Below are 25,833 nucleotides of genomic sequence, written 5' to 3'. Positions count from 1 at the left end.
TTACCGGTCTGGCGAGCGCTGCGTGCTCACGATCGCCAGCGCCGCCGCGACCAGCAGGGCACCGACCGCGTCGAGCGGGGTCAGCGCCTCGCCATATACCGACCAGCCGATCGTCCCTGCGACGACCGGCTGGACCAGCAGCGCCAGCCCGATCACCAGCGGGCTGAGATGGCCGAGCGCATAGATCATCAGCCCCTGACCCACGATCTGGCTGACCAGCGCCAGCCCCAACAGCGGTGTCCAGTCGGTCGGCATGATCGTTTCGCCCAGCGCCAGCGCGATTAGCAACAGCGGCAACAGGCTGGCCAGCGACGACAGGGCAAGCGCGGGCAGCGGCGGCATTTCGCGCCGGACGCGCGCCATGACGATGAAATAGACGGCATAGAGCACACCGGCCAACAGACAGAACAGGTCGCCCGCCAGATGACGCGGCGACAGCTCGGCCGATCGTCCCAGCAGCACCGCCCCCCCGATCGCCGCCAGCGCCAGCGCCGCCCCCTGCGCCCGCGTCGGCCAGCGCCGCATCGCGAGGAAGCCGTACACCGGAAAGATCAGGACCGCGCAATTGCCGAACAGCGTCGAATTGGCGAGCGTCGTGCCGAGGATGCCGACATGCCAGCTGCCCAGATCCAGCGCGAATGCGACGCCCGCGACCAACAGTGCAGGCCACAGCAACCGCCCGCGTCGCAACGCGCCGCGATCGACCCATGCGGCGGCGGCCAACAGCACCGGCACCGCCAGCGCGATCCGCCAGAAGGCGGCGGCGACCGGTCCGGTATCGGCCAGCCGTACGAACCACGGTCCGAATGCCAGCGCGACGTTGGCGGCGATCACCGCGACGATCGCGCCGCGCGACGACGAACTTGGAACGGGCATAGCTTTTGTTTCACGGGATACCGGCTGCATGCCGCCCCCTATCGCCCTATCTCCCGTCCGTCCCGATCTTTTGATGCTAGGAACGCCGATGCCCACGCTGTTCGACCCGATCGCCCTTGGCGATATCCATGCCCCCAACCGTGTGCTGATGGCGCCGTTGACGCGCGGCCGCAGCACGGGCGAGCATGTGCCGACCGCGATCATGGCCGAATATTATGCGCAGCGTGCCTCCGCCGGACTGCTCATCAGCGAGGGGACGGGCATCAGCCGCGAAGGCCTTGGCTGGCCGTTCGCGCCTGGCCTGTGGACCGACGAACAGGTCGAGGCATGGAAGCCGATCACCGCTGCCGTGCACGAAGCGGGCGGCCGGATCGTGACGCAGTTGTGGCATATGGGCCGCGTGGTGCATCCCGATTATCTGGACGGTGCCGCGCCCTTGTCGTCGTCGGCGACGACGGCACCGGGCGACGCGCACACCTATGACGGCAAGAAGCGGTACGAAGCGGCGCGTGCAGCGACGCCAGACGATATCGCGCGCGTGCTCGACGATTATTCGCGATCGGCGCGCAATGCGAAGGCCGCCGGATTCGATGGGGTGCAGCTCCACGCCGCCAATGGCTATCTGATCGATCAGTTCCTGCGCGACGGGGCCAATCACCGCGACGACGCTTATGGCGGCACGCCGGAAAACCGCATCCGTCTGTTGGGCGAGGTCGTCGACCGGTTGATCGCCGAAGTCGGCGCGGGCCGCACGTCGGTGCGCTTTTCCCCGAACGGCGACACGCAGGGCGTGCTCGACAGCGACCCCGAATCGGTATTCGTCCCGGCGGCGAAGCTGCTGTCCGACAAGAAGATCGGCTTTCTCGAACTCCGCGAACCCGGCCCTGACGGCACGTTCGGCAGCACGACGCAGCCACGCGTGTCGCCCGCGATCCGCAAGGCGTTTGCAGGGCCGCTGGTGCTCAATCAGGATTATCGCGCGGGCAGCGCCCAAGCCGAACTCGATGCCGGCATCGCCGATGCGATCGCGTTCGGGCGGCCGTTCCTTGCCAATCCCGATCTGCCGGCGCGGTTGAAGGCGAATGCGCCGCTGAACGACGACGTCATGGCGACGTGGTATTCGCGCGGGGCGGAGGGATATACCGATTACCCGACGCTGGAGGCGCAGGCGGCATAGGCTGGTTGGCGGGCGGCTGCGGCCGTCCGCTTCCGCTGGCGTCGATCGGCACGCTGGCATACAAGCCCGCCAGCAATTTTGGAGCGGACGATGGCCGGTAGTGTAAATAAGGTGATTATCGTAGGCAATCTGGGCCGCGATCCTGAGTCGAAGTCGTTCCAGAACGGCGGCAAGGTGGTGAACCTGCGCATCGCCACGTCCGAATCGTGGAAGGACAAGAACAGCGGCGAGCGCAAGGAAAAGACCGAATGGCATTCGGTCGCGATCTTTTCCGAAGGGCTGGCCAACGTTGCCGAGCGTTATCTGCGCAAGGGCAGCAAGGTCTATCTCGAAGGCCAGTTGCAGACGCGCAAATGGCAGGACCAGCAGGGTCAGGACAAATATTCCACCGAAATCGTCCTGCAGGGCTTCAATGCCGTGCTGGTGATGCTCGACGGCCCGGGCGGCGGTCAGGGTGGTGCCGGCGGCGGTGGCGGCGGTGCGCGTAGCGGCGGAGGTGGCGGCGACTGGGGCGGCGACGATTATGCCGGTCAGTCGGGCGGCGGCGGTTCGGGCGGATCGCGTGGCGGCGGGTTCAACTCGGGCGGCAACAAGGGCGGCTTCGGCGGCGGTTCGGGCGGCGGCGGTGGCTTCGGCGACGATCTGGACGACGACGTCCCGTTCTGATCGACGGTTCGCGTCACGCCGTCGGTTCGGCGTGACGCACCGTTACAGGCGCGGTCCCGCCACTGCTGGCTTGGGCTTGCTGGCGGGTGCTTCGTTCAACAGTTTCAGCAGCACCGGCGTCCGCGTATCGGCTTTGGCATAATCCCGCGCGGACATGCCGGCCATGACGTCGCCCTGATCGGGATTGGCCCCGGCGGCGACCAGCGTGCGGACCATTTCGACGTTGCGCAGTTGCACCGCGCGGATCAACGGTGTCACGCCGCTGGCATTGCCGAGGTTCAGATTGGCCTTGCGCGCGATGAGCGAGGCGACTGCCTCGACCGATCCGGCATCTACCGCGATCAGCGCCGGGGTGTTGCCGCGATTGTCCTGAATGTCGGGATTGGCCCCCTTCGCCAGCAGGAAGCGGAGATAGGCGAGGTTGCCGTTCTTCGCGACGATGTGCAGCGCACCTTCGCCGGTCGAACGGTCCTTCGTATTGATGATCGTCTGGCCCGGCTGGCCGAGGATGTCGTTGACTTTGGTCCCGTCTTCCTCGCGCACCGCCTGGAGGAAGGTATAGCCCGCCGATCGTTGCTGCGCCTGCGCGGCGGCGGGCATCATCAGGGCGGCGGCAAGAAGGATACGGATGGCGGACATGGAAACGGACAACTCCACACAGGTGGTACGCACGGCTTGCATGCGTTCGCCTATCAGATCATGGCTGGCGATGCCATGAACAGCATCGTCCGTATCGCCGCGCTATCGATCGCGCTTACCCTTGCCGCGTGCGGCGGCGGGGGATCGGGCGATTCGTCTTCGTCCCCGCCGCTGGCGGGCGCGCGGCTGGGCGGGCCGTTCGTGCTGACCGACGGACAGGGGCGGGTCGTGCGCGACACCGACTTCGCGGGCAAATGGCGCATCGTCTATTTCGGATACAGCTTTTGTCCCGACGTCTGCCCGGTCGATCTCCAGACGATCGCGGCGGGCGTGAAGGCGTTCGAAAGCGACTCGCCCGAACTGGGTGCGAAGGTCGTTCCGATCTTCATCACCGTCGATCCGGAACGCGATACCCCCGCGGTGATCGGACGCTATGTCGCGGCGTTCCATCCGCGCATGGTCGGGCTGACCGGTACGCCGCAGGCGATCGCCGACGCGGCGCGGGCATATGGCGTGACCTATGCCAAGTCGCAGACGCCGGGGGCGAGCGAGTATCTGATGGACCATAGCCGTACCGCGATCCTGATGGACCCGACGGGCAAGCCGGTCGCGCTGCTGCCGCAGGACGAAACACCTGAGGCGTTCGCGGCCGAACTGACGAAGTGGGTCCGATGAGCGAGCGCTTCTGGGAAACCGTGCCGCTCGACCGGCTCGACCGCGCGCAGTGGGAAGCATTGTGCGACGGATGCGGCAAATGCTGCCTGCACAAGCTGGAGGACGAGGATACCGGGGAAGTGCATGCGACCAATGTCGCGTGCAAGCTGCTCGACCGGCGGCAGGGGCAATGTTCCGACTATCGCCACCGCCACGCTTATGTTCCCGAATGCGTGCGGCTTAACGCGCGCAACGTGGGCACGATCGAATGGCTGCCCTCCACCTGTGCCTATCGGTTGCGCGCCAATGGCGAACAGTTGCCCGAATGGCATTATCTGAAATCCGGCGACCGGGAGAGCGTGCATGCGGCGCGCCAGTCGACGCGCGGATGGACGGTGTCCGAGGATGACGTCGGCGATATCGAGAATCACCTGATCGATCGGGATCTGTGATCGATTCGCTGGAGGTCGTGCGGCATCCGCGCGCGCGGGTCGCGCGGCTGTCGGTCGATCCGGCGACCGGGCGGGTCCGGCTGACGGTGCCGAAGCGCATGGCGCTGCGCACTGCGATCGAATGGGCCACCACCAAAAGCGACTGGATCGACGCGCAGCGCGCGGTGCTGCCGACCGGGCGGCCGTTCCTGCCGGATGTGGTGCTGCCGGTGGCGGACCGGGCGGTGACGCTGGTGTGGGATGAAACGGCATCGCGCGTGCCGCGGCTGCTCCCCGCCGACGATGCGACCGCATCGCTGCTGTGCGGTGGCCCGCACGAGGGGTTCGAGGCGCGGATCGGGCGGTGGCTGGTGCGCGAGGCATTGCGCGTGCTGACCGACGACACCGCATACTATGCCGAAAAGGCCGGAGTCGGCATCACCCGCGTCGCGGTCGGCGATCCCAAGGCGCGATGGGGCAGTTGCAGCAGCAGCGGCGCGATCCGGTACAGCTGGCGGCTGCTGCTCGCCCCCGGCTTCGTCCGGCGGGCGACGGTGGCGCACGAAGTCGCACACCGCGTTCACATGCATCACGGCCCATCGTTCCACGCGCTGGTCGCCGACCTATACGAAGGCGACCCGGACGCGGCGCGAGCGTGGCTGCGCCGCGACGGGGCGGCGCTTCACTGGTACGGGCGGGCTTCTTCCTCCGAATAACGGTCCGGCGCGGGCTGCGCGCGGCGTTCGGGCGGGCGGCGCGGCACGACCGGCGGTGCGGCCTCACCGCGCGGCGTGCGGCCCAGCGCGCGATCGATCCAGTCCTGATCGAGCTGTTCGTCGGGTACGCGTTGCGGCGGCACGGCGACGGGCGCTTCGGCATCGGGATCGACCGGCGCGGTACGCGGCGGGGGCGGCGCATCGACCGGGTTGCCGTCCTGATCGAGATAGATCTGGTCATCCGGTTCGCCGTAATAGCTTTCGGCGTCCGGTTCCTCCTGCCATTCGGGCAGCGTCACCTTCGTGTCGAATTCCTCGACCGGGCGGCTGGCCACCGCCTGTCGCATGAACGCGGCAAAGGCACGCGCGGGGGCGGCGCCGCCCTGTAACCCGCCGACCGGCTTCGCATCGTCGCGGCCCATCCACACGCCGGTGGTGATGCCGGACGAAAACCCCATGAACCATCCATCCTTGTTCGAACTGGTCGTACCGGTCTTGCCCGCCACCGGGCGGCCGATCTGCGCCGATCGCCCGGTGCCGGTGTTGACCGCCGTCTGGAGCAGGTCGGTCATCTGTTGCGCGACATAGGGCGCGACCAGCACGCGCGAACTGTCGACCTGATGCTGATAGATCAGCGATCCGCCGGCAGTGACGCGGGTAATGCCGTACGGCACGACCGCCGTCCCGCCCGATGCGACCGACGCATAGGCGCGGGTCATGTCGATCAACCGCACGTCGGACGTGCCCAGCACCATCGCCGGCCGGGTATCGACCGGCGTTGAGATGCCGAAGCGACGCGCCATGTCGGCGACAGTGCCGAAGCCGACTTCCTGCCCCAGCCGCGCCGCGACGGTGTTGATCGAATAGGCGAAGGCGGTGCGCATCGAAATCTTGCCGCTGAACCGCCCCGAACTGTTGCGCGGGCTCCACCCCGCGATCGTCACGGGCGCATCGTCGACCTGCGTATCGGGGGTGAGCCCCGCCTCCAGCGCGGCAAGATAGACGAACAGCTTCCATGCCGATCCCGGCTGGCGCGTCGCCTGGGTCGCGCGATTATAGACCGACGCGACATAATCCTTGCCGCCGACCATCGCGCGCACCGCGCCATCGCGGTCGAGCGCGACCAGCGCACCCTGTGCCCCCGCCGGGGCGTTGCCCCGGATCGCGGTGTCGGCGCTGCGCTGCATGCCGGGATCGAGCGTGGTCCATACGTCGAGCGGCGCTTCGGTTTCGTCGATCAGCGTTTCGAGCTGCGGCAACGCCCAATCGGTGAAATAGCGCACGCTGTTCTGTTGCGGTTCGGGGGCCAGCCGGATTGCCTGCGGATCGGCATCCATCGCCTGCGACGCGGTGATCGCGCCGGTTTCCTGCATCAGTTTCAGCACGACGCCGGCACGGCCCACGGCCGCTTCGGCGTCGGCGGTCGGCGAATAGCGCGACGGTGCCTTGACCAGCCCCGCGACGACCGCCGCTTCGGACAGGGACAGGTCGGTGGCCGGGTGGCTGAAGAACCGGCGCGAGGCGGCGTCGATGCCGTACGCACCACCGCCGAAATAGACTTTGTTCAGATAGAGTTCGAGGATCTGGTTCTTGCTGAACTTGCGTTCGATCGCGAGCGCGAGGATCGCCTCGCGCAACTTGCGTCCGATCGTATAGCTGTTCGACAGGAAGATCGTGCGCGCGACCTGTTGCGTGATCGTGGACGCGCCCTGCAACCGCCGTCCCGTGCCGCGCGTCTCGATCGCGAATTTGGTGATGCGGGCCAGCGCGATCGGATCGACGCCCCAGTGCGACCGGAATCGCCGGTCCTCCACCGCGACCATCGCGTCGCGCATCACGGCGGGAATGTCGTCATACGCGATCCATTCGCCATAGCTCGGCCCCAGCGAGACGAGGATCGTGCCGTCAGCGGCGCGCACGCGGATCATCTGTCCGTTGGGCGAGGATTTGAGCTGGTCGTAGCTCGGCAGGCTGGCCTTCGCGTTATAGACCGCGACGACCAGCGCGATCGCGGCGAGCAGCGCCAATGTGAAGCCGATGCCCAGCGTCCAGCGCAGGATGCGCCGCCAGCGGGACGGGCGGGCGGCGGTCGGCCTGGGCGGGCGGGAGGGAGTGCGTGCCATGGAGAAGCGCCGGATACCGCGCCCGCACCCCCGGCGACAAGAGCGGGCGTGCATCGCCCGAAAACAGGTGCGGACGGCCGGTCACGGCACGTCCGCCCCCAGGCGATCAGCGCGGGCGGAAATCCAGCGCGACCGAATTCATACAGTAACGCTGTCCGGTCGGCGGCGGGCCGTCGGGAAACACGTGGCCCAGATGCCCGTCGCAGGTCGCGCAACGCGTTTCCACACGGCGCATGCCGTGGCTGACGTCGCTATGGTCCGATACGCGGTCGGGTGCGATCGGCTGCGTAAAGCTGGGCCAGCCCGACCCCGAATCATATTTGTCGGCACTGTCGAACAGGTCGTTGCCGCAACCGGCGCAATGATAGACGCCGTCGGCCTTCAGGCCGTCATATTTGCCGGCAAAGGCACGTTCGGTGCCTGCTTCGCGCAGGACGTGAAAGGCGGCCGGGGACAGGCGCTGACGCCATTCGGCTTCGGACAGGTTGATGCGTTCCATGGGGTGGATGTGTGGTCGGTGTCGGCCCGCGTCAATCGCCCGGCGATCCGATCCGCGTCGTTGCCGCCACCAGTGCCAGCAGCCCCGGCAGACGGGCACCACCCATCAGCATGCGACCGCCGACCGGACGTTCCGTCAATGCGCGTACGACGCCCGCGACGCCCAGCGGCCGCCGCATCGCGCGTGCCAGATCGCGTTGATAGCCTGCCGCCCCTTCCGCGCCCGATCGTGCGAACGTGCGCGCCGCACGGACACCGCTGGCGATCGCGATGCCCATGCCTTCGCCCGCCAGCGACGGGATCACCCCCGCCTGATCGCCCAACCGGAAGATGCCGGGCGCGGTATCGCCGGTGCGCCAGCCATAGGGGACGTTGGCGATCGCATCGATCGGTGCGCCCGGCGCCATATGCGCCAGCCGATCGCACAGCGCGGGACATTCGTCCGCCAACCGGTCGAGCAATGCGGGCAGGGTGCCGATGGCGGTCAGGCGCGACCGGCGCAGCGCCATGCACAGGTTCGCGCTGCCGTCTTCCTGCAACACCAGCCCGGCATAGCCGCCGTCGAACAGATGCAGTTCGATCGCATCGCCGACCATGCGCGTCAGGGCAGGTGCCGCCGCCAGTCGCACGCGCACGCCCATCGCCGGATCTTGTTCGATTGGCACCGGGCGGGCAAGGCCGCGCAGATCGTGCTTGCCGGTCGCGAGGAACAGCGCGTCGCCGACGATCGTCGCGCCGTCGCCGGTGCGCAGGGTCCGTCCCTCCGCCGCGCGGATCGCCACGCCGCGCTCGACCGCCGCCCCGGCGGTGCGGGCATGGTCGATCAGTACCGCATCGAGGACGCGGCGCGACAGGCCGATGGCGGGGGCGGGCAGCATCGCTTCGGCCTGTCGCGTCCCCGCGAACAGCCGCGCGCGGCGAACGTTATGCCCGCCCAGCGCCGCCGGATCGACGCCCGCACGTGCCAGCGTCTCCAGCGTCCGCCACGACAGGAATCCGCCGCACAGCGCATCCTGCGGTGCGTGCGTCCGCTCCAGCACCAGCGGGCGTTCGCCGTCGCGCGCGATCAGCATCGCGGCGATAGCGCCGGCGGGACCGCCGCCCGCGATCAGCGCGCGCGTTCGACGCATAGCCGGAACGGGAAACGGCGCACGACCCGCGCATCGGCGATGCCGGCGGTGGCGAGGATGGGGGGCCATTCGTCCGGCCGGTACGATCGCGCGATCGACAGCGTACCATCGGCGCGAACGATCGGATGCCAGCGCATCGTCCGTGCCAGCAACGGATAGCCGACATGCGCGAAGCGATGGCGGTGCAGGTCGTTGACCATCCAGCCGCGCGTCGCTTTAGCCTCCATGAATTGCAGGAACGCGATCAGTTGCGGCGGGGTCATGTGATGCGCAACGAGGCTGGAGACGATCACGTCCCATTTTTCGCCCGCCAGATCGGCATAGTCGCCGGTGCGATAGGTGATCGGCAGGGCAACGGGCGTGTCGGCGCGCGCGATTGCCTCGCTGCGCGGGTTCAGGTCGATCCCGACCAGTTCGACCGGCAATCCGCGCCGTGCCGCCCAGCGGGCGATCCGGCGCAGCATGTCGCCGTCGCCATATCCGACATCGAGCAGCCGCAATCGGTCGCCGCGCGCGGCGATGCGGTCGAGAAACGCCAGCGTCGGCCGCGCCGCCATCGTCACTGTGTTGACCCGCGCAAGGTCGCGCAGCACGGCGGCATAGGTTGCCGGATCGAGCGCGGGATCGTCCATCGCCTCCTCCGCGTCGACCCGTGCGAAACTCATGCGGCGCTCCGAAAGCCGAACCCTTCGGCGGCGAGGCCGGGGCCGAACGCCAGCGCGATACCATCGGCGACCGGCGGTCCTGCCAGCATATCGGCCAGCACGAACATCAGCGTCGCCGACGACATGTTGCCGTTCGCCGCCAGCACGCCACGCGATGCCGCCAGCGCGTCGGGGGAAAGCGACAGGCTGCGTTCGACCGCGTCGAGGATCGATCGCCCGCCCGCATGCACCGCCCATCCGTCGATCGCCGCGATCGAACGCCCGCCGGTCGCGGCGGCGGCGAAGCCCGGATCGGCCAGCGCGGTGGCGATGCGTCCGGGCACTTCGCCCGACAGATGCATCGCAAAGCCGGCGTCGGTGATATCCCATCGGATCAGGTCGGCGGATGCAGGCAGCGTCGCTGCGAACGGCGTTTCGATCGCGAAGCCGGCTGGTTCCGCGCTGACCAACGCTGCCGCCGCGCCGTCGCCGAACTGGAGCATCGCGAGCAGCGGTTCGAGCGCGTCGTCGGGTTGAAGATGCAGCGTCGACAACTCGACCGTGACGACCAGCACGCGCGCCGCCGGGTCCGACCGGACGATATGCCGCGCGCTGCGCAGTGCTGCGACTGCCGCGTAACATCCCATGAACCCGACCAGCAGACGTTCGACGCCCGGCGACAGCCCAATCCGCGCCGCGATCCGCTGATCGATACCCGGCGCGACGAAGCCGGTGCAACTGGCCACCACCAGATGGGTGATGCCGTTCAGGTCGGTGCGCTCGGCAAGCCGGTCGATCGCGTCGATGGCCAACGTCGGCGCGGCGTCGGCATAGATTGCCATGCGGGCGGCGGTGCCGGGCATGGCATCGGCATAGAAGCCGCCCGCCGCGACCGGCGAACCGCCATCCGATCCCGCCGGCAACACCGACCAGCGATGGCCGATCCCCGCCCGTTCGACCATCCGGTCGAACAGGCGCGCTTCGCGATCGGACAGGCGCGCACGCGCCCAGCCGATAAAGGCATGGTGGATATCATGGGTCGGAACGGCGGTCGCGACGGCGTTGAGCCAGGCGACGGGCGGCGGGGGGGCGGACGTCATCGATTGCTCAACGCACGAAACGGCCCGGCGGCCTGCCGCAATCCCGACCGGTTATGCAAAAGCCAGAAGAACGGCGCTAATCGGCGGTGCGATCAGTCTTTCCACGCCCACCACAGCTGGGCGGGGGGCACGTTCCACCACTCCATGTCATGATCGATCCGCGCGAATTGCCGGTCGAGGAAATCGCGGACGCGCGGATTGAACTGATAGACGAGGAACGCGCCACCCGGTCGCAGCACGTCGCGCGTCGCCGCCGCGATCATATCGCCGACACCGGGGGGCAACGTCGAGAAGGGCAGGCCCGACAGCACGAAATCGGCATGGTCGTGGCCGTGATCCGCGACGATCGTCCCGACGTCCGCCGCCGATCCGTGCACCGCCACGAATCGCGAATCGAGAATCGTCGCGTTCAGATAATCGATGAAGTCGGCATTGGTATCGATCGCGATCAGCTTGGCATCGGGTGCCAGCTTTTCGAGGATCGGGCGACAGAAGGTGCCGACGCCGGGGCCGTATTCGACGATCAGCTTCGTTTCCGCCCAGTCGACGCGCGACAGCATCTTGCGAATCAGCTTGTTCGACGACGGGATCACCGATCCGACCATCACCGGATGCTTCACGAAGCCGCGCAGGAAAATTCCGGCCGGCGAAGGGGCACCGCGCGGCTTCCGACGGGTCGCGGTGGTGGAGCTGGTCGTCATGGAGATCCTTGAACGGTCGGCGAAAGCACCGGAATCACAGCGTCGTCGCAAAAGCGCAACGAACATGCAAGCCGATCGGTTTCGCGGTGCGACGGACGGGGACGCCTTCGTCCCCGTCCGGTACGCCGCTATCCCTTCGGTCCGCGGCCTTCGACCATGCCCGGCGTGATGAAACCCAGCGGCTGGATCGACAGCGCGTCCTGTTTCAGCCGTGCCGACATCGCGCGATATTCCTCTTCCATCTCGGCGGTGACCGATGCCCGCGATTCGCCCAGCGCGCTGTCGAAATGCGCCATCGTCACCGCGCGGGTATCGAGCGATTCGCGCAGCGCGAACAGACCGGCGCGGCGCACCACATCCTCCAGATCGGCACCGGTGAAGCGTTCGGTGCGTCCCGCCACCACGTCCAGATCGACATCGTCGGCCAGCGGCATCTTCTGCGTCTGTATCCCGAGGATACGCGCGCGGCCCGCGCGGTCGGGCACGCCGACATAGACGAGTTCGTCGAACCGCCCCGGGCGAAGCAATGCCGGATCGACAAGGTTCGGCCGGTTGGTCGCGCCGATCACCACCACCGACTGCAATTCCTCCAGCCCGTCCATCTCGGCGAGGATGGTGTTAACCACCCGCGCGGTGACTTCGGGTTCGCCCATCCCGCCGCCCCGCGCGGGAACCAGCGAATCGAGTTCATCGATGAAGATCACCGTCGGCGCGACCTGCCGCGCACGGGCGAACAGGCGGGCGATCTGCTGCTCGCTCTCGCCATACCATTTGCTCAGCAGGTCGCTGGACTTGGTGGCGATGAAATTCGCCTCCGCTTCCCGTGCGACCGCCTTCGCGAGCAGCGTCTTTCCGGTGCCGGGCGGGCCGTACAGCAGGAAACCCTTGGCGGGGCGGATGCCCAGACGGCGGAACGATTCGGGGGATTTGAGCGGAAGCTCGACGCCTTCCTTCAGCCGCATCTGCGCATCGTCTAGCCCGCCGACATCGTCCCAGCGGACGGTGGGCGCCTGCACCATCACTTCGCGCATCGCGCTGGGCTGCACGCGCTTGAGCGCCTCGACGAAATCCTCGCGCGTAACCGACAGGCTGTCGAGCACCTCGGGGGGGATCGTGCCTTCGGACAGGTCGATGCGTGGCATGATCCGCCGCACCGCCTCGATCGCCGCCTCACGCGTCAGCGCCGCCAGATCGGCACCGACGAAGCCATAGGTCGTGCGCGACAGTTCGTTCAGTTCGACATTGTCGGCCAACGGCATGCCGCGGGTGTGGATGCCAAGGATTTCCCGCCGTCCGCGCTCGTCGGGCACGCCAACCACGATTTCACGGTCGAACCGGCCGGGACGGCGCAATGCTTCGTCGATCGCCTCGGGCCGGTTGGTCGCTGCGATGACGACGATGTTGGCGCGCGACTCGAGTCCGTCCATCAGCGTCAGCAACTGGGCGACCAGCCGCTTCTCCGCCTCGCCCGACACCTGTCCGCGTTTCGGCGCGATCGAATCGATCTCGTCGATGAACACGATCGACGGCGATGCCTTGGTCGCGTTCTCGAACACCTCGCGCAGGCGCTTTTCCGATTCGCCATAGGCCGATCCCATGATCTCGGGACCGTTGATCAGAAAGAATTCGGCATCCGATTCGTTGGCGACCGCACGCGCCAGCCGGGTCTTGCCCGTGCCGGGCGGTCCATGCAGCAACACGCCCTTGGGCGGATCGACGCCCAGCCGTTGGAACAGTTCGGGATAGCGCAGCGGCAGTTCGACCATCTCACGCAACTGATCGATCGTCTGGCCCATGCCGCCGATATCGTCGTAGGTCACGTCGGCACGGCGCGATTCGCGCGGCTCCTCATATTCCGCGCGCAGCTCGATCTCGGTCGATTCGTCGATGTGGACGATGCCCTTCGGCGTGGCTGAGACGACCGACAGCCGGATTTCCTGCAACGAAAATGCCGGCGCGTTCACATAACGGCGGACATTGGGCGACAGATTGTCGATGCGCTGATGTCCGGTCGTCGCGACGATATCGCCCTGACACAGCGGCCGGCCGAAAAAGGTTCGCTTGAGCGCGTTGGCGGACCCTTGCAGGCGCAGGTTCTGCTGTGCTGGCGCAAAGACGACGCGGGTGGCCGCCCGCGACTCGACGCGGCGGACCTCGACCTGATCGCCCGATCCGACCCCGGCATTGGCGCGTTGCAGACCATCGATGCGGACGATGTCGAGGCCCTCGTCCTCGGGATAGGGCGCGACGGCACGGGCAGGAGTCGATTTCTTGCCGACGATCTCGACCACATCGCCTTCGTTGACGCCCAACAACGCCATCACCGATCGCGGCAGATGCGCGATGCCGCGCCCACTGTCTTCGGGGCGGGCATTGGCGACCTGCAATCTGCGGCCGCCGGTTTCGCTGTCTGCCATCTGTGTGTCCTGCCTCAACGCGACGAACGGACGAGATAGGAGGCAGGCGAGCAGTCACAAGGCCGGACGCCGGGCGAAAAAAAAGGCCGATCGAAAACGACCGGCCGAAAAGTTTTAGGAGAGGATGCCTGAAAGGCACCCCCTATGTGCAGTGCGGCGAATTATTGTGCAAGTGCGAACGGATCATTTCCGATTGCAACTTTTGCAATCGCTACGCGCCACGGTTGTTGCGCTGCGCCGCTTGTCGGCGCACCTTGTCCCGCACTGCAACCAAGCTAGGGTTTTTCATGCGCCGGCTCCCGCCGCTTACTGCGATCGAAGCATTCGTCCATGTCGCGCGACTGGGGTCGGTAAAGCTGGCTGCCGACGAACTGGCGCTGTCGTCGCCCGCGCTCAGCCGGCGGGTGCAGGCGTTGGAGCGCTTCATCGGGAAGCCCTTGTTCGAACGCCGCCACCAGGCGCTTCGCCTGAACGACGATGGCGACCGGCTGTTGGCGCTGCTGTCGGGCGCGCTCGACACGCTGTCCGATGCGGTCGAACAGATGTCGGGCGAGGTCGAGGTCCTGCGCCTGCGACTGGGCGTGTTGCCGCTGTTCGCGATCCAGCGGTTGATGCCGCGCATGGGCGACCTGAAGGTCCGTCATCCCGAACTCCATCTGGATTTCGACACCGCGCATCATGGTCTTGGCCGGCTGGGGGAGGGGATCGATGTCGCGATCGTGCTGGGCCACGCGATCGATCCGGCGCTCTATGCCCGGCGGCTGGACCGCAACCGGGTCTATGCCATTGCCGGACGCGCGTTGATCGAACGGACACCGATCGAACATCCGGCCGAATTGTCGCGCCATACCGCGCTGATCCACCGCGATATGCCCGATACCTTCGCCGACTGGATGCATGCCGCCGGGCTGCCCATGCTGGAGCCCGCCGCGATCGACCGGTTCGATTCGGGAACGCTGATGCTGGAGGCGGCGGCGCAGGGGCTGGGCGTGGCGTTCATGCTCGAATCGCATTTCGAAACCGCGCGCGACGACCGGCTGGTGCCGCTGTTCGATCGCGCGGTCGATTCGACTTACAGCCACTGGTTCGTATGCCGGCCGCGCATGTTGCAGCAAAAGCCGGTGAAGCTGTTCCACGACTGGTTGGTCGGCGCGCTGAACGCGCCGCCCGAATAAGGTTGGTCGAACGCCCCGAAGCGTCGCCCCGGCCGGGACCGGGGGACGTTCGGGGCGAAAGAACGACCGTTACGCTTCGCTGCGGGCCGTGACGATCTTGCCCGGGTTGCGGGGCGGTTCGCCCTTGGGCAGCTTGTCGACCGCGTCCATGCCGTCGGTGACTTCACCCCACACGGTATATTGTCCGTCGAGGAAGGTCGCGTCGTCGAGACAGATGAAGAACTGGCTGTTCGCGCTGTGCGGTGCGGCGGTACGCGCCATCGAACACACGCCGCGGACATGCGGTTCGCGGCTGAATTCTGCCTTCAGATCGGGCTCCTGCGAACCGCTGGTGCCGGTGCCGGTCGGATCGCCGCCCTGCGCCATGAAGCCGTCGATCACGCGGTGGAACACCACGCCGTCGTAAAAGCCCGAATCGGCCAGCTTGACGATGCGTTCGACATGACCCGGCGCCAGATCGGAGCGAAGCTTGATCCGCACCTCGCCGGTGTCGAGCGTCAGTACGAGCGTGCTGGGAAGGTCGGCCATGGGTCACTCCTTGAAATCGTGGAGGGCAGGTAGGGGCTGTGCACCGATCCGGCAACCATCGACCGAATTGTCACAAACGTTGGCACGGCGGTGCAGCATGGGTACAGCGGGGTTCGGCCGGCGACAGGAAGGCACGCGATGAACGACACCGACCTCTCCATCGCCGATACCAGCGAACTCGACGCCGACGACCGGCTGAAGCCGGAATTCGTCCGTGCGGTGCTCGACGCGGTCGAACGCGGCGACGACGAAGCGGCACGCGATCTGGTCGAACCATTGCACCCCGCCGACCTTGCCGACCTGTTCGAAATCGTGCCGGGCGAACAGCGCGCGGCGTTGGCGGCATCGGTCGCCGAACGGCTGAACGGTGACGTTCTGGCGGAGATGAACGATTGGGTCCGCGATGCGATCATCGACGCGCTGACCGCCGCGCAGGTCGCCGATCTCGCCGCACAGCTCGATACCGACGACGCCGTCGCGATCATCGAGGACATGGACGATGCGGATCAGCGTGCGGTGCTGCGCGCGCTCGATCCCGACGATCGCGCCGCGATCGAGGAAGCGTTGTCCTATCCCGAGGAGTCCGCCGGGCGTCTGATGCAGCGCGAACTGGTCGCGGTGCCCGAACACTGGACGGTTGGGGACGCGCTCGATTACCTGCGCGCCGACGAGACGCTGACGACCGATTTCTGGGAAATATTCGTGGTCGACCCGGCGCACAGGCCGGTCGGTACGTGCCAGCTGTCGTGGATCCTGCGCACGCCGCGCGGCGTCGCCATCGCCGACGTCATGCAGCGCGAACAGACGCTGATCCCGGTCGACATGGATCAGGAGGAAGTCGCGCTCCGCTTCCAGAAATACGCGCTCATCTCCGCCGCCGTGGTCGATGGTGGCGGGCGGCTGGCTGGCATGATCACCGTCGACGACGTCGTCCACATCATCCAGGCGGAGGCGGGCGAGGACGCGCTGCTGCTGTCGGGGGCGGGCGAAGGCGACATCAACGAACCGATCCGCGATTCGTACAAGGCGCGGGTCCGCTGGCTCATCACCAACCTCATTACCGCGCTGTTACCCGCTACGATCATCGGCATGTTCGGCGCGACGATCGACCGGATGGTCACGCTGGCCGCGCTGATGCCGATCGTCGCGGGCCTTGGCGGCAATGCGGGAACCCAGACCATGGCGGTGACGGTGCGCGCGCTGGCCACCAATCAGCTGACCCAGTCGAACACGCTGCGTGCGATCCGCCGCGAAATGGTCATCGCGCTGATGAACGGGCTGACCGTGGCGACGCTGATCGGCGTGGGGGTGACGTTGTGGTTCCACAACGGGGAACTGGGCGCGGTGATCGGCGTGGCGATGCTGCTCAACGTGGTGATCGCCGGCTTTGCGGGGGTGTTTGTGCCGCTGACGCTCGACCGGTTCAACGCCGATCCGGCGGTCGCGTCGTCGATCTTCGTCACGATGACGACCGATTCGATGGGCTTCCTTGTTTTCCTGGGACTTGCGACCGTCAGCGGACTGACCGGTTGAGGCGGCGCGGGCGCATCCCCATGTCGCCCGCGTGCCGCTCCACCTGACCAAAGTCGCCTTTGCGATCGACCATGTCGACCAGCTTTCCGAACGTCTCGCCACCCGCCATGCGGCGGGGGAGGCGATGACGACGCGCTATCTGCCCAAACGGGTCGCCGAACTGGACGGCGGCTCACTGTTCTGGATTCTCAAGCACCGGCTGGTCGCACGCTCGCCGATCCTCGGCTTCGGCGAAGCGGAGGGCGGGCGCGCCGCGATCCATCTGGGACCCAGGCTGATACTGGTCGAAGCCCGGCCCAAGCGGGCGCATCAGGGGTGGCGGTATCTGGAGGAAGCCGACGCGCCCGCCGATCTGGGCGGCGCGGGCAGCGGGGCGGACGAACTCCCGCCCCGGCTGATCGGGGAACTGGTCGCGCTCGGGCTGCTCTGACGCCGGGCTATCCCGCGAGTCGCGGATAGGCCGCGCGGAATGCCGCGACCTTCGGCCGGTCCCAGCGCATGATGTAAGGATGCGACGGATTGCGTCGCGCGAAGTCCTGATGCTGCGCTTCGGCCGGGAAGAACGCGCCACGTTCGATGCGGGTGGCGATCGGGCGATCGAAGGATTTCGTGCGGGCGAGTTGCGCCATGTACCGTTGCGCGGTCAGCATCTGCGCGCCGTTCTGCGGAAAGATCGCCGAGCGATAGCTGGGGCCGGTATCCGGTCCCTGCCGGTCGCGCTGCGTCGGATCGTGCGCGACCGAGAAATAGACGCGCAGCAACGTGCCATAGCTGACGACGCGAGGGTCGTAGGTGATGCGGATCGCTTCCGCATGCCCGGTGCGCTCGGTCGATACCTGGTCGTAGGTCGCGGTAGCCTTCGTCCCGCCGGCATAGCCGCTGACGACCGACCGCACGCCCTTCATCTGTTCGAACACCGCCTCCATTCCCCAGAAACATCCGCCCGCCAGCACGGCGGTGGCAAGACCGGGGGTGGGCGGAACGTCGCTGGTAACGGGCGGGATCGCGACGGCACGCTCGGCGATGGCGGGCGCGACCGTCAGCACGGCGGCGGCACCGATCGCGGCGATCGACAGCGGAAGCAACATTCTCATCGGGCGGATCCTCTCCGCACCGACATGGGGAGCGATGCCGCCCCCCGCCAGATCAACCGAGTCGCTCGACCGTCGCGGGTGCGGCATGGACCATCCGCGTATCGGCGACGCCGAACTGCGCGGCGACCAGCGCGACGGCGCCGATGGCGAAGCCGCTGATGAAATGGCGAAGGAATCCGGTGTGCGTCCTGGTCATCTGTCTCGTCCTCCTGTCACGGGCCGGACCCGGCAGCGACCTTCCCGAAGAAAGGCACCGCCCGATCGTCCGGGGCAGGATGTAATAGGTGGGCAGTGAACCGACGCTGGCGCGTCCGTTCATCCCCGATGCAGCCCCTCAACCATGTTGCACGTGCGAAATCAAGCCGATGGTCGGGTCGTTTTCGGCAACGCTGCGTTGCCATGTATCGTCATGGGTCGGATGCTCGTCGCGCCACGACCGTCGCTGCGCCTTTTCGGCATACATCCGCATGTCGGCTTCGGCGAGCAACGTCGTCATTTCTGCCAGCGACCCGAAAGCGATACCGATGCTCGGCACCACGCCGATCACGGCCGGTGCGATCCGTGCGCCGTCTGCCGCGAACCGCGCGGTGATCCGTGCCGCCACGTCCGGCGCGCGGTCGGCCGACATGCCGGGCAGGACGCAGACGAACTCATCCCCGCCCCAGCGGCACAACGCGGCATCGGCGGGCATCGCATCGCGCGCCACATCGGCGAGCAGGCGCAGCATCGCGTCGCCCGCCGCATGGCCGCAGGTGTCGTTCAACTGCTTGAAACAGTCGAGATCGATCATCATCACCGCGCCATCGCCCTGCCAGCGATCGCGCCGCCGCTGAAACCCGCCGCGATTGAGTGCGGCGGTGAGCGAATCACGGTCGGCAAGGTCGGCCAGCGTCCGCTGTCCCCGCTCCGCCTCCATCACGAACAGCGAAAAGCCCCGGAACAGGATGAACGCGATCTGCGCTGCCGCCAGCCACGCGCCGGCATCGTCGTGTCGGCCGGTCAGGCTGCCGCCGATCTGATCGGTAGCGCTCAACCAGCCCCTGACGAGGAACAGCGGCACGGTGATCGCGAACAGGGTCGCGACGATCCAGCCGGTGTGCAGATGTTCGCGCCGGGCCATCCGCACCGCCAGCACGACGGTCGCGAGATCGAACAGCGAACGGAACACGCAAAGATAGGCGACACGCTGCGGAAAATCGGCGGGATCGACCCAGAAGAACAGGGGTGCCGCAATCAGTCCGGCCAGCGCGATCATCGGCAGATTGCGGGCGCGCGGGTCACCGAAGCTGCGCATTCCGGCAAAGATCGCGGCATAGGACAGGATCGCGAGCGGGTTGCCCAGCCGGATGATCCAGTCCTCTGCCCCATGATCCCGCAACACTGCCGCCACGGCGGTCATGCCCATCGCGACATGGCCGAAACCCCACCATGCCGCCCAGCCCCCGAACCGGCCGGTCGCCCATGGCACGACATGGACGATCCCCGCCACGATCGAACCGAGCGCCGCCAGAATGTACAGGGTCGTCAGGTCGATCAAGGCAGCCCGTCTTTCCGAAAGGAACGTAGCTACACTAATCCAGAATAATGAATACTCCGTTCGTACCTGGCGCTACTTGAGTGCGTCGCAGGCAGTCGCGATCCGCGCGCATGCTTCCCTCAACAGGTCGTCCGACGTCGCGTAGCTGATCCGCATCGCAGGCGACAGGCCGAACGCCGAGCCCTGCACCGCAGCGACCCGGGCGTCTTCGAGCAGATAGCCGACGAAATCCTCGTCGGTTTCGATCCGCTTGCCACCGGGCGTGGTCCGGCCGATCAGTCCCGACAGTTCGGGATAGACATAGAAGGCACCATCGGGCGTCGGGCAGGTGATGCCCGAAATCGCGTTGAGATCGGCGACCACCATGTCGCGCCGCCGCTGGAACGCCGCATTGCGGTCGGCAAGGAACGACGGGTCGCCGTTCAGCGCGGCGACGGCGGCGGCCTGTGCGATCGAACACGGGTTGCTGGTCGATTGCGACTGAAGCTTGGCCATCGCCTTGATCAGCCACGATGCGCCGCCGGCATAGCCGATGCGCCAGCCGGTCATCGCATAGGCCTTGGAACAGCCGTTGACCGTCAGCGTCCGGTCGTACAGCCCCGGATTGACCTGCGCCATCGTCGCGAATTCGAAACCGGGATAGACGATGTGTTCGTACATGTCGTCGGCGAAGATCCACACGTGCGGATGCCGTTCGAGCACCTGTCCCAGCGCCCGCAGTTCGTCGCGGGTATAGCCCGCGCCGGTCGGGTTCGACGGCGAATTGAGGATGACCCACTTCGTCCGCGCGGTGATCGCGGCATCGAGCTGTTCGGGCGTGATCTTGTATCCCTGGTCCGCGCCCGCCGCGATGAACACCGGGGTGCCGCCCGCGAACTGCACGACATCGGGATAGCTGACCCAATAGGGGGCCGGCACGATCACCTCGTCGCCCGCATCGACGCTGGCGACCAGCGCGTTGAACAGCGTATGCTTGCCGCCGACGTTCACGCTGATCTGGTCCGCAGCATAGGTCAGGCCGTTGTCGCGGGCGAATTTCGCGGCGATCGCGGCCTTCAGCTCCGCGGTGCCGTCGACGTTGGTGTATTTCGTCTTGCCCGCGCGGATCGCTTCGATCGCGGCTTCCTTGACGAAATCGGGCGTGTCGAAATCCGGTTCCCCGGCACCCAGACCGATGACGTCGACGCCCTGCCGCTTGAGTTCGAGGACCTTGGACGTGATGGCGAGCGTCGGCGACGGATTGATGCGGTCGAGCGCGGCGGAAGGCTTCATGGGACGTCCGATGCTGGCAGGGAATACTGGCGGCGCCCTTAGCCTTGCGCGTCCCCTTCCGCAACCAATCGCGCACGAATCAATCCGCGTACGGCGTTGCCGACGTAAAATCCTTGCGCAAGATCGGCCACGGTCAACGGCATTTCGACCGCATCGCCACGTGCGATCAACTCGGCGCGCAGGACGCCGGGCAACAGCCCGCGGCTGAGCGGCGGGGTCAGCAGTTGCGCGCCTTCCGGTCCGACGAAGATCGAGGTGAAGCTGCCTTCGGTCAGCCGGCCGTCGGCATCGGTGAAGATCGTTTCGAAACAGTCCGGCGGCGGGGCCGGCCAGAACCGCCGGTCGCTGGTCTTGTACGTCAGGCGAAGATCGCGCGGCGATACCGGCAACGGCGCGACCGCGACCGCCGCCGGGGCGACGGGCGCGGGGGGCAGGGGCGTCACGTCGACCGAGATCGCCCCCGACCGTGACAGCAACAGCCGGATGCGCGACGGATGGCGCAGCCGGAAGATCGCGGCCTGCAATTCGTTGCGGATGGCGTGCCGGTCATGGCCGAAGCCGAGTCGCGCGGCGCTGTCGCGCAGGCGCTCGAGATGGCGTTCGAGCAGCGGGATGCCGGCCAGCGGATCGAACGCCATGGTTTCCAGCAGGTCGAAGCGCGGCGAATCTTCGGCAAGGAACCGCCCCTTGGCAAGACATTCGCGCCATTCGTCGGCGGGCGCCGAATCAGCGACGATGCCCGATCCCAGCCCGATCGTCGCGCCGGACGCGCCGTCGCTCAGGTGCAGCGTGCGGATCGCGACGTTGAACGCTGCGTCGCCATCGGCATCGATCCGTCCGATCGCGCCGGTATAGATGCCGCGCGCGCGATCCTCGACCGAATCGATTACTTCCATCGCCCGGCGCTTGGGCGCGCCGGTGATCGACCCGCACGGGAACAGCGCCGCCAGCGCGTCGACCGCATCGTGACCGGGCAACAGCGTGGCGGTGACCGACGATATGAGCTGGTGGATGCTGGGATAGGTTTCGACGACGAACCGTTCGGGCACGCGTACGCTGCCTGGCACGGCGACGCGCGACAGGTCGTTGCGCATCAGGTCGACGATCATCAGGTTTTCGGCGCGCTGCTTGGGATCGTCCGCCAGTGCGCGCGCGGCATCGCGATCGCGCACCGGATCGGGATCGCGCAGGGCGGTGCCCTTCATCGGGCGGGTCGTGATCCGGCCCGCTTCGATCGCAAAGAACGATTCGGGAGAGAACGACAGCAGCCAGTCGTCCCCGGTCCATACCAGCGCGCCATGACCGGCGGCGGCCCGAGGCCGGATGCGGGCATAAAGCGACAGCGGATCGCCCGCGACCGCCACCGTCGCGCCGAAGGTCAGGTTCGCCTGATAGATGTCCCCTGCCGCGATCAGCGCGAGCACTGCCTCGCACCGCGCCCGATACGCCGCCGGGTCGATATCGGGGACGACCGGGCCGATCCATGCCCCGTCGGGATCGGGCAGCAGCCGTTCGGGCGCGACCGGTTCATAGCCGTCGAACACGCCGAACCACAGCAGCGGCAGCGGTGACAGGCGAGGGGGTACGCCCGGAACGAATGCCGCCCCGGCGTCGTAGCCGACGAACCCCGCGACCGATGCGCCGCCCGCAACGGCCGCCCGCACCGCGTCCATCGCCGGTTCGATATCGGCCACCCGATCCGCGCGAATGATCCGGCGCGGCGCGTGATACAGGCGCGCGCATCCGCCCGGCCGGGCATCGTCGCACAGCACGAAAGGCCGGGTCGCGTCGAACATCGCGCCGACTTGCCGCGTGCGACCGTCGGGGGCAAGCATTCTCGGCAAGGCTTTGCGTCGCGCGGCGGCTGCGGCTAGGGCGGAGCGATGACCCCGTCCCCCATTCGCGCGGCGATCGTGCCCGTCACGCCGCTGCAACAGAATTGCACGCTGCTCTGGTGTACCGCGACGATGCGCGGCGCGTTCGTCGATCCAGGCGGCGACCTGCCGCTGTTGGTCGCGGCGGCGGCGCAGCACGGCGTGACGGTGGAAAAGATCCTGCTGACCCACGGCCATATCGACCATTGCGGCGAAGCCAAGCCGCTTGCCGACCAGCTGGGCGTCGGGATCGAGGGTCCGCATGAGGCCGACCGATTCTGGATCGCACGGCTGGACGAGGACGGCAAACGCTGGGGCATGCGCGGCGTGCCGTTCGAACCGACACGCTGGCTGGTGGAAGGCGACACGGTGACCGTCGGCGACGCGGTGCTCGACGTGTACGAAACGCCGGGCCACACGCCGGGCCATGTGATCTTTCATCATGCGCCGTCGCGATTCGCGCTGGTCGGCGACGTGCTGTTCCAGGGATCGGTCGGGCGTACCGATTTTCCGCTGTCCGATCACGATGCGTTGATCCGGTCGGTGGTGACGAAGCTGTGGCCGCTGGGCGATGACACCGCGTTCGTCCCCGGACATGGCCCAGGCAGCACCTTTGCGCACGAACGCGCGACCAATCCGTTCGTCGGCGACCGCGTTCTGGCGGGGTAATGCTTGCACCGCGGCCATAAAACGCTATAGGCGCGGCTCGTTTCGCGACCAGCCTGTCTGCCGGTCCGGCGGGTCGGCGGTCCTGACAGGGTCCGACGCTTGCCTGGGCCGCGTTTGCAATTGGTGGCGAATCCAACCGATCCAATTGTTGTAAAGGTGCCGAAATGGCAGTTCCCAAAAGAAAGACGTCGCCCTCCAAGCGGGGCATGCGGCGCAGCCACGACACGCTGAGCGTCGAGTCGTTCCAGGAATGCCCGAATTGCGGCGAACTGAAGCGTCCGCACAATCTGTGCAACGCATGCGGCCACTATAACGGTCGCGAAGTCGTCTCGGTCGAAGCGTAAGCATCGCGCCGGACCGGGAAGGACGCATGGCTGACGGGTCGTGGATTGCCATCGACGCGATGGGTGGTGACGAAGGACTTGCCACCATGTTGGCGGGTGTCGCGCATGCGCGGCACCGTCATCCGGCGATGCGGTTCCTGCTGGTCGGCGACGAGACTGCGATTCGCACCGGTCTAGCGACCCATCCGAATCTAAGCGCGGCGTCGGAAATCGTCCACGCGCCAGAGGTCGTCGGATCGTCGGACAAGCCCAGCCAGGCGATCCGGCGTTCGAAGACGACGTCGATGGGCGTGGCGATCAACCTCGTCAAACAGGGCCGGGCGGCCGCCGCGGTGTCGGCGGGCAATACCGGCGCGCTGATGGCGATGGCGAAGGTCAGCCTGCGGACGATGCCCGGCATCGATCGCCCGGCGCTGGCCGCATTGTTGCCCAGTCTGGGCGAAAACGATCTGGTCATGCTCGACCTCGGCGCCAATGCCGAGTGCGATGCGCGCAACCTCGTCCAGTTCGCGGTGATGGGTGCGGCCTATGCCCGCACCGCGCTCGACCTCGAACTGCCGCGGGTCGCGCTGCTGAACATCGGCACCGAGGATTCGAAGGGGATCGACAGCGTGCGCGAAGCGGCAGCGATGCTGCGATCGTCGCCGCACCTGCCCATGGCCTTTACCGGTTATATCGAGGGTGATCGCCTGTCGCGGGGACAGGTCGATGTCGTCGTGTGCGACGGATTCTCGGGCAATATCGCGCTCAAGACGGCCGAAGGAACGGCGCGATTCGTCGCCGATCTGCTCAAACGCGCGTTCCGGTCGTCGGTGCGTTCCAAGATCGGGTTCCTGATCTCGCGCCCCGCGACCGAATTGCTGCGGCATCATCTCGACCCCAACAACCATAACGGCGCGGTATTCCTCGGCCTGAACGGGCTGGTGGTCAAAAGCCATGGCAGCGCGAACGAGGCGGGCGTGTCGAACGCGATCCAGGTCGCGGCAAAGATGGTGCGCGACGACCTGACCCGGCGCATCGCATCCGATCTGGCGGGTATCGAGGCACGGGCGGCATGATCCGCGCGATCGTCACCGGCACCGGATCGGCGCTTCCCGTACGCCGCGTATCGAACGCCGAACTGACCGAAACCGTCGATACCTCCGACGAATGGATCGTCGAGCGTACCGGCATCCGGTTTCGGCATATCGCGGGCGAGGGGGAGACGACCGCGACGCTGGCCGCCGATGCCGCGCGCCGCGCGATCGAGGCGGCGGGCGTCGATGCGGGGACGATCGACCTGATCGTGCTGGCGACTGCCACGCCCGACCAGACTTTCCCGGCCACCGCCACGAAGGTGCAGGCGATGCTGGGCATCGACGATTGCGTGGCGTTCGATGTCGCGGCGGTGTGTTCGGGTTTCCTGTATGCGGTGCAGGTCGCCGACAGCATGATTCGCACCGGCGTCCATCGCCGTGCGCTGGTGATCGGCGCGGAGACGTTCAGCCGTATTCTCGACTGGGAAGACCGGACGACCTGTGTCCTGTTCGGCGACGGGGCGGGCGCGATCGTGCTGGAGGCGGACGACAGCGACAGCGGACAGGGTATCCTTGCCACCCGGCTGCATGCCGATGGCCGTCACAATGGTCTGCTCTATGTCGATGGCGGGCCGTCGACCACGGGCACCGTCGGCAAGCTGCGGATGAAGGGCAAGGAAGTGTTCCGCCACGCTGTGGTCAATCTGGCGGCGGTGATGGGCGAATCGCTGGCGCTGGCCGGACTGACGTCGGACGATGTCGACTGGGTGGTGCCGCATCAGGCCAATGCCCGCATCCTCGACGCGACGGCGCGCAAGCTGGGGCTGTCCCCCGACAAGATCGTGGTCACGGTGGACCAGCATGCCAATACCTCCGCGGCGTCGGTGCCGCTGGCGCTCGACACTGCGGTGCGCGACGGGCGTATCCGCCGCGGCGATCTGGTGGTGCTCGAAGCGATGGGCGGCGGCTTCACCTGGGGCGCTGCGGTAGTGCGTTGGTAATCCTTTCGGATTTTTGAA

27 protein-coding genes are annotated in these 25,833 nt (G+C 67.2%); 12 read left to right on the top strand and 15 right to left on the bottom strand.

The annotated features are described in order from the left end of the window. Entirely contained in the window at positions 1 to 876 is an 876-nt protein-coding gene (locus IFT55_RS09530; RefSeq protein WP_249403721.1) for a DMT family transporter, read from the bottom strand. Between the two features lie 88 nt (positions 877 to 964). Between IFT55_RS09530 and IFT55_RS09525 the strand changes: the two genes are divergently transcribed. Then, positions 965 to 2,053: an alkene reductase gene (locus IFT55_RS09525; RefSeq protein ID WP_192091400.1), complete on the top strand. Its 1,089-nt coding sequence runs from the start codon at positions 965 to 967 to the stop codon at positions 2,051 to 2,053. Positions 2,054 to 2,143: 90 nt separating this feature from the next. Then, positions 2,144 to 2,719: a single-stranded DNA-binding protein gene (gene ssb / locus IFT55_RS09520; RefSeq protein ID WP_192091398.1), complete on the top strand. Its 576-nt coding sequence runs from the start codon at positions 2,144 to 2,146 to the stop codon at positions 2,717 to 2,719. Between the two features lie 42 nt (positions 2,720 to 2,761). On the opposite strand, the gene IFT55_RS09515 is transcribed toward ssb, so the two are convergent. Then, a complete protein-coding gene (locus tag IFT55_RS09515; RefSeq protein WP_192091396.1) occupies positions 2,762 to 3,358 on the bottom strand; it encodes an ankyrin repeat domain-containing protein in 597 nt (198 codons plus the stop codon). Positions 3,359 to 3,433: 75 nt separating this feature from the next. Here IFT55_RS09515 and IFT55_RS09510 point away from each other — a divergent pair, with 75 nt between their 5' ends. The 3 genes from IFT55_RS09510 to IFT55_RS09500 are packed head-to-tail and all read left to right on the top strand — an operon-like array spanning position 3,434 to position 5,159. Next, positions 3,434 to 4,033, top strand: coding sequence for an SCO family protein (locus IFT55_RS09510; protein WP_249403720.1), 600 nt, complete (start codon positions 3,434 to 3,436; stop codon positions 4,031 to 4,033). Next, positions 4,030 to 4,464: a YcgN family cysteine cluster protein gene (locus IFT55_RS09505; RefSeq protein ID WP_192091392.1), complete on the top strand. Its 435-nt coding sequence runs from the start codon at positions 4,030 to 4,032 to the stop codon at positions 4,462 to 4,464. The genes IFT55_RS09510 and IFT55_RS09505 overlap by 4 nt, the downstream gene beginning before the upstream one ends. Then, positions 4,461 to 5,159, top strand: coding sequence for a YgjP-like metallopeptidase domain-containing protein (locus IFT55_RS09500; RefSeq protein WP_192091390.1), 699 nt, complete (start codon positions 4,461 to 4,463; stop codon positions 5,157 to 5,159). The genes IFT55_RS09505 and IFT55_RS09500 overlap by 4 nt, the downstream gene beginning before the upstream one ends. On the opposite strand, the gene IFT55_RS09495 is transcribed toward IFT55_RS09500, so the two are convergent. From IFT55_RS09495 to IFT55_RS09465, 7 genes are all read right to left on the bottom strand, one after another. Further along, entirely contained in the window at positions 5,126 to 7,282 is a 2,157-nt protein-coding gene (locus tag IFT55_RS09495) for a transglycosylase domain-containing protein (RefSeq protein WP_192091388.1), read from the bottom strand. The two genes, IFT55_RS09500 and IFT55_RS09495, sit on opposite strands and share 34 nt — an antisense overlap. Before the next feature lie 106 nt (positions 7,283 to 7,388). Beyond that, positions 7,389 to 7,781, bottom strand: a complete 393-nt coding sequence (gene msrB, locus IFT55_RS09490; RefSeq protein WP_192091386.1) for a peptide-methionine (R)-S-oxide reductase MsrB — start codon at positions 7,779 to 7,781, stop codon at positions 7,389 to 7,391. 31 nt (positions 7,782 to 7,812) lie between these two features. Then, entirely contained in the window at positions 7,813 to 8,910 is a 1,098-nt protein-coding gene (locus tag IFT55_RS09485) for an NAD(P)/FAD-dependent oxidoreductase (protein ID WP_192091384.1), read from the bottom strand. After that, the gene (locus IFT55_RS09480) at positions 8,889 to 9,575 is read right to left on the bottom strand and encodes a methyltransferase domain-containing protein (RefSeq protein ID WP_192091382.1); all 687 of its coding nucleotides are present in this window, start codon (positions 9,573 to 9,575) and stop codon (positions 8,889 to 8,891) included. Before IFT55_RS09480 ends, IFT55_RS09485 begins: the two co-directional genes overlap by 22 nt. Next, positions 9,572 to 10,654, bottom strand: coding sequence for a type III polyketide synthase (locus tag IFT55_RS09475; protein ID WP_192091380.1), 1,083 nt, complete (start codon positions 10,652 to 10,654; stop codon positions 9,572 to 9,574). The genes IFT55_RS09480 and IFT55_RS09475 overlap by 4 nt, the downstream gene beginning before the upstream one ends. A 92-nt stretch (positions 10,655 to 10,746) precedes the next feature. Further along, positions 10,747 to 11,355 carry a class I SAM-dependent methyltransferase gene (locus IFT55_RS09470; protein WP_192091378.1) on the bottom strand — a complete coding sequence of 203 codons (609 nt, stop codon included), beginning with the start codon at positions 11,353 to 11,355 and terminating at the stop codon, positions 10,747 to 10,749. A 128-nt stretch (positions 11,356 to 11,483) separates the two neighbouring features. Continuing rightward, the gene (locus tag IFT55_RS09465) at positions 11,484 to 13,772 is read right to left on the bottom strand and encodes a CDC48 family AAA ATPase (protein ID WP_192091376.1); all 2,289 of its coding nucleotides are present in this window, start codon (positions 13,770 to 13,772) and stop codon (positions 11,484 to 11,486) included. Between the two features lie 287 nt (positions 13,773 to 14,059). Between IFT55_RS09465 and IFT55_RS09460 the strand changes: the two genes are divergently transcribed. Continuing rightward, positions 14,060 to 14,947, top strand: coding sequence for a LysR substrate-binding domain-containing protein (locus IFT55_RS09460; RefSeq protein ID WP_192091374.1), 888 nt, complete (start codon positions 14,060 to 14,062; stop codon positions 14,945 to 14,947). Positions 14,948 to 15,016: 69 nt separating this feature from the next. On the opposite strand, the gene IFT55_RS09455 is transcribed toward IFT55_RS09460, so the two are convergent. Next, a complete protein-coding gene (locus IFT55_RS09455; protein WP_192091372.1) occupies positions 15,017 to 15,475 on the bottom strand; it encodes a peptidylprolyl isomerase in 459 nt (152 codons plus the stop codon). A 138-nt stretch (positions 15,476 to 15,613) separates the two neighbouring features. Here IFT55_RS09455 and mgtE point away from each other — a divergent pair, with 138 nt between their 5' ends. Both mgtE and IFT55_RS09445 read left to right on the top strand, forming a co-directional pair. Beyond that, a complete protein-coding gene (gene mgtE, locus IFT55_RS09450) occupies positions 15,614 to 17,008 on the top strand; it encodes a magnesium transporter (protein ID WP_192091370.1) in 1,395 nt (464 codons plus the stop codon). A gap of 31 nt (positions 17,009 to 17,039) precedes the next feature. Further along, on the top strand, positions 17,040 to 17,438 hold the full coding sequence (locus IFT55_RS09445) for a DUF1489 family protein (protein WP_192091368.1): 399 nt from the start codon (positions 17,040 to 17,042) through the stop codon (positions 17,436 to 17,438). A 7-nt stretch (positions 17,439 to 17,445) separates the two neighbouring features. On the opposite strand, the gene msrA is transcribed toward IFT55_RS09445, so the two are convergent. The 5 genes from msrA to pabB all read right to left on the bottom strand — a co-directional run bounded on the left by msrA (position 17,446) and on the right by pabB (position 22,707). Continuing rightward, positions 17,446 to 18,096, bottom strand: a complete 651-nt coding sequence (gene msrA, locus IFT55_RS09440) for a peptide-methionine (S)-S-oxide reductase MsrA (RefSeq protein ID WP_192091556.1) — start codon at positions 18,094 to 18,096, stop codon at positions 17,446 to 17,448. 58 nt (positions 18,097 to 18,154) lie between these two features. Further along, positions 18,155 to 18,298, bottom strand: a complete 144-nt coding sequence (locus IFT55_RS09435) for a hypothetical protein (protein ID WP_192091366.1) — start codon at positions 18,296 to 18,298, stop codon at positions 18,155 to 18,157. 138 nt (positions 18,299 to 18,436) lie between these two features. After that, positions 18,437 to 19,639, bottom strand: a complete 1,203-nt coding sequence (locus IFT55_RS09430) for a GGDEF domain-containing protein (RefSeq protein WP_192091364.1) — start codon at positions 19,637 to 19,639, stop codon at positions 18,437 to 18,439. Positions 19,640 to 19,711: 72 nt separating this feature from the next. Next, complete coding sequence (locus IFT55_RS09425; RefSeq protein WP_192091362.1) at positions 19,712 to 20,911, bottom strand: pyridoxal phosphate-dependent aminotransferase; 1,200 nt, start codon at positions 20,909 to 20,911, stop codon at positions 19,712 to 19,714. Positions 20,912 to 20,949: 38 nt separating this feature from the next. Then, positions 20,950 to 22,707: an aminodeoxychorismate synthase component I gene (gene pabB, locus IFT55_RS09420; protein ID WP_192091360.1), complete on the bottom strand. Its 1,758-nt coding sequence runs from the start codon at positions 22,705 to 22,707 to the stop codon at positions 20,950 to 20,952. 87 nt (positions 22,708 to 22,794) lie between these two features. Here pabB and IFT55_RS09415 point away from each other — a divergent pair, with 87 nt between their 5' ends. The 4 genes from IFT55_RS09415 to IFT55_RS09400 all read left to right on the top strand — a co-directional run bounded on the left by IFT55_RS09415 (position 22,795) and on the right by IFT55_RS09400 (position 25,815). Further along, complete coding sequence (locus IFT55_RS09415; protein WP_192091358.1) at positions 22,795 to 23,454, top strand: MBL fold metallo-hydrolase; 660 nt, start codon at positions 22,795 to 22,797, stop codon at positions 23,452 to 23,454. A gap of 164 nt (positions 23,455 to 23,618) precedes the next feature. After that, on the top strand, positions 23,619 to 23,798 hold the full coding sequence (gene rpmF, locus IFT55_RS09410) for a 50S ribosomal protein L32 (RefSeq protein ID WP_192091356.1): 180 nt from the start codon (positions 23,619 to 23,621) through the stop codon (positions 23,796 to 23,798). Positions 23,799 to 23,824: 26 nt separating this feature from the next. Continuing rightward, positions 23,825 to 24,856, top strand: a complete 1,032-nt coding sequence (gene plsX / locus IFT55_RS09405; protein ID WP_192091354.1) for a phosphate acyltransferase PlsX — start codon at positions 23,825 to 23,827, stop codon at positions 24,854 to 24,856. Continuing rightward, a complete protein-coding gene (locus IFT55_RS09400) occupies positions 24,853 to 25,815 on the top strand; it encodes a beta-ketoacyl-ACP synthase III (RefSeq protein WP_192091352.1) in 963 nt (320 codons plus the stop codon). Before plsX ends, IFT55_RS09400 begins: the two co-directional genes overlap by 4 nt. Positions 25,816 to 25,833 lie beyond the last annotated feature (18 nt).

Source organism: Sphingomonas sp. CFBP 13720, from assembly GCF_014842075.1.
Taxonomy (GTDB): Bacteria; Pseudomonadota; Alphaproteobacteria; order Sphingomonadales; family Sphingomonadaceae; genus Sphingomonas.
The sequence above is the reverse complement of the archived record's forward strand: the minus strand, read 5'-3'. Positions and strand labels throughout refer to the sequence as shown.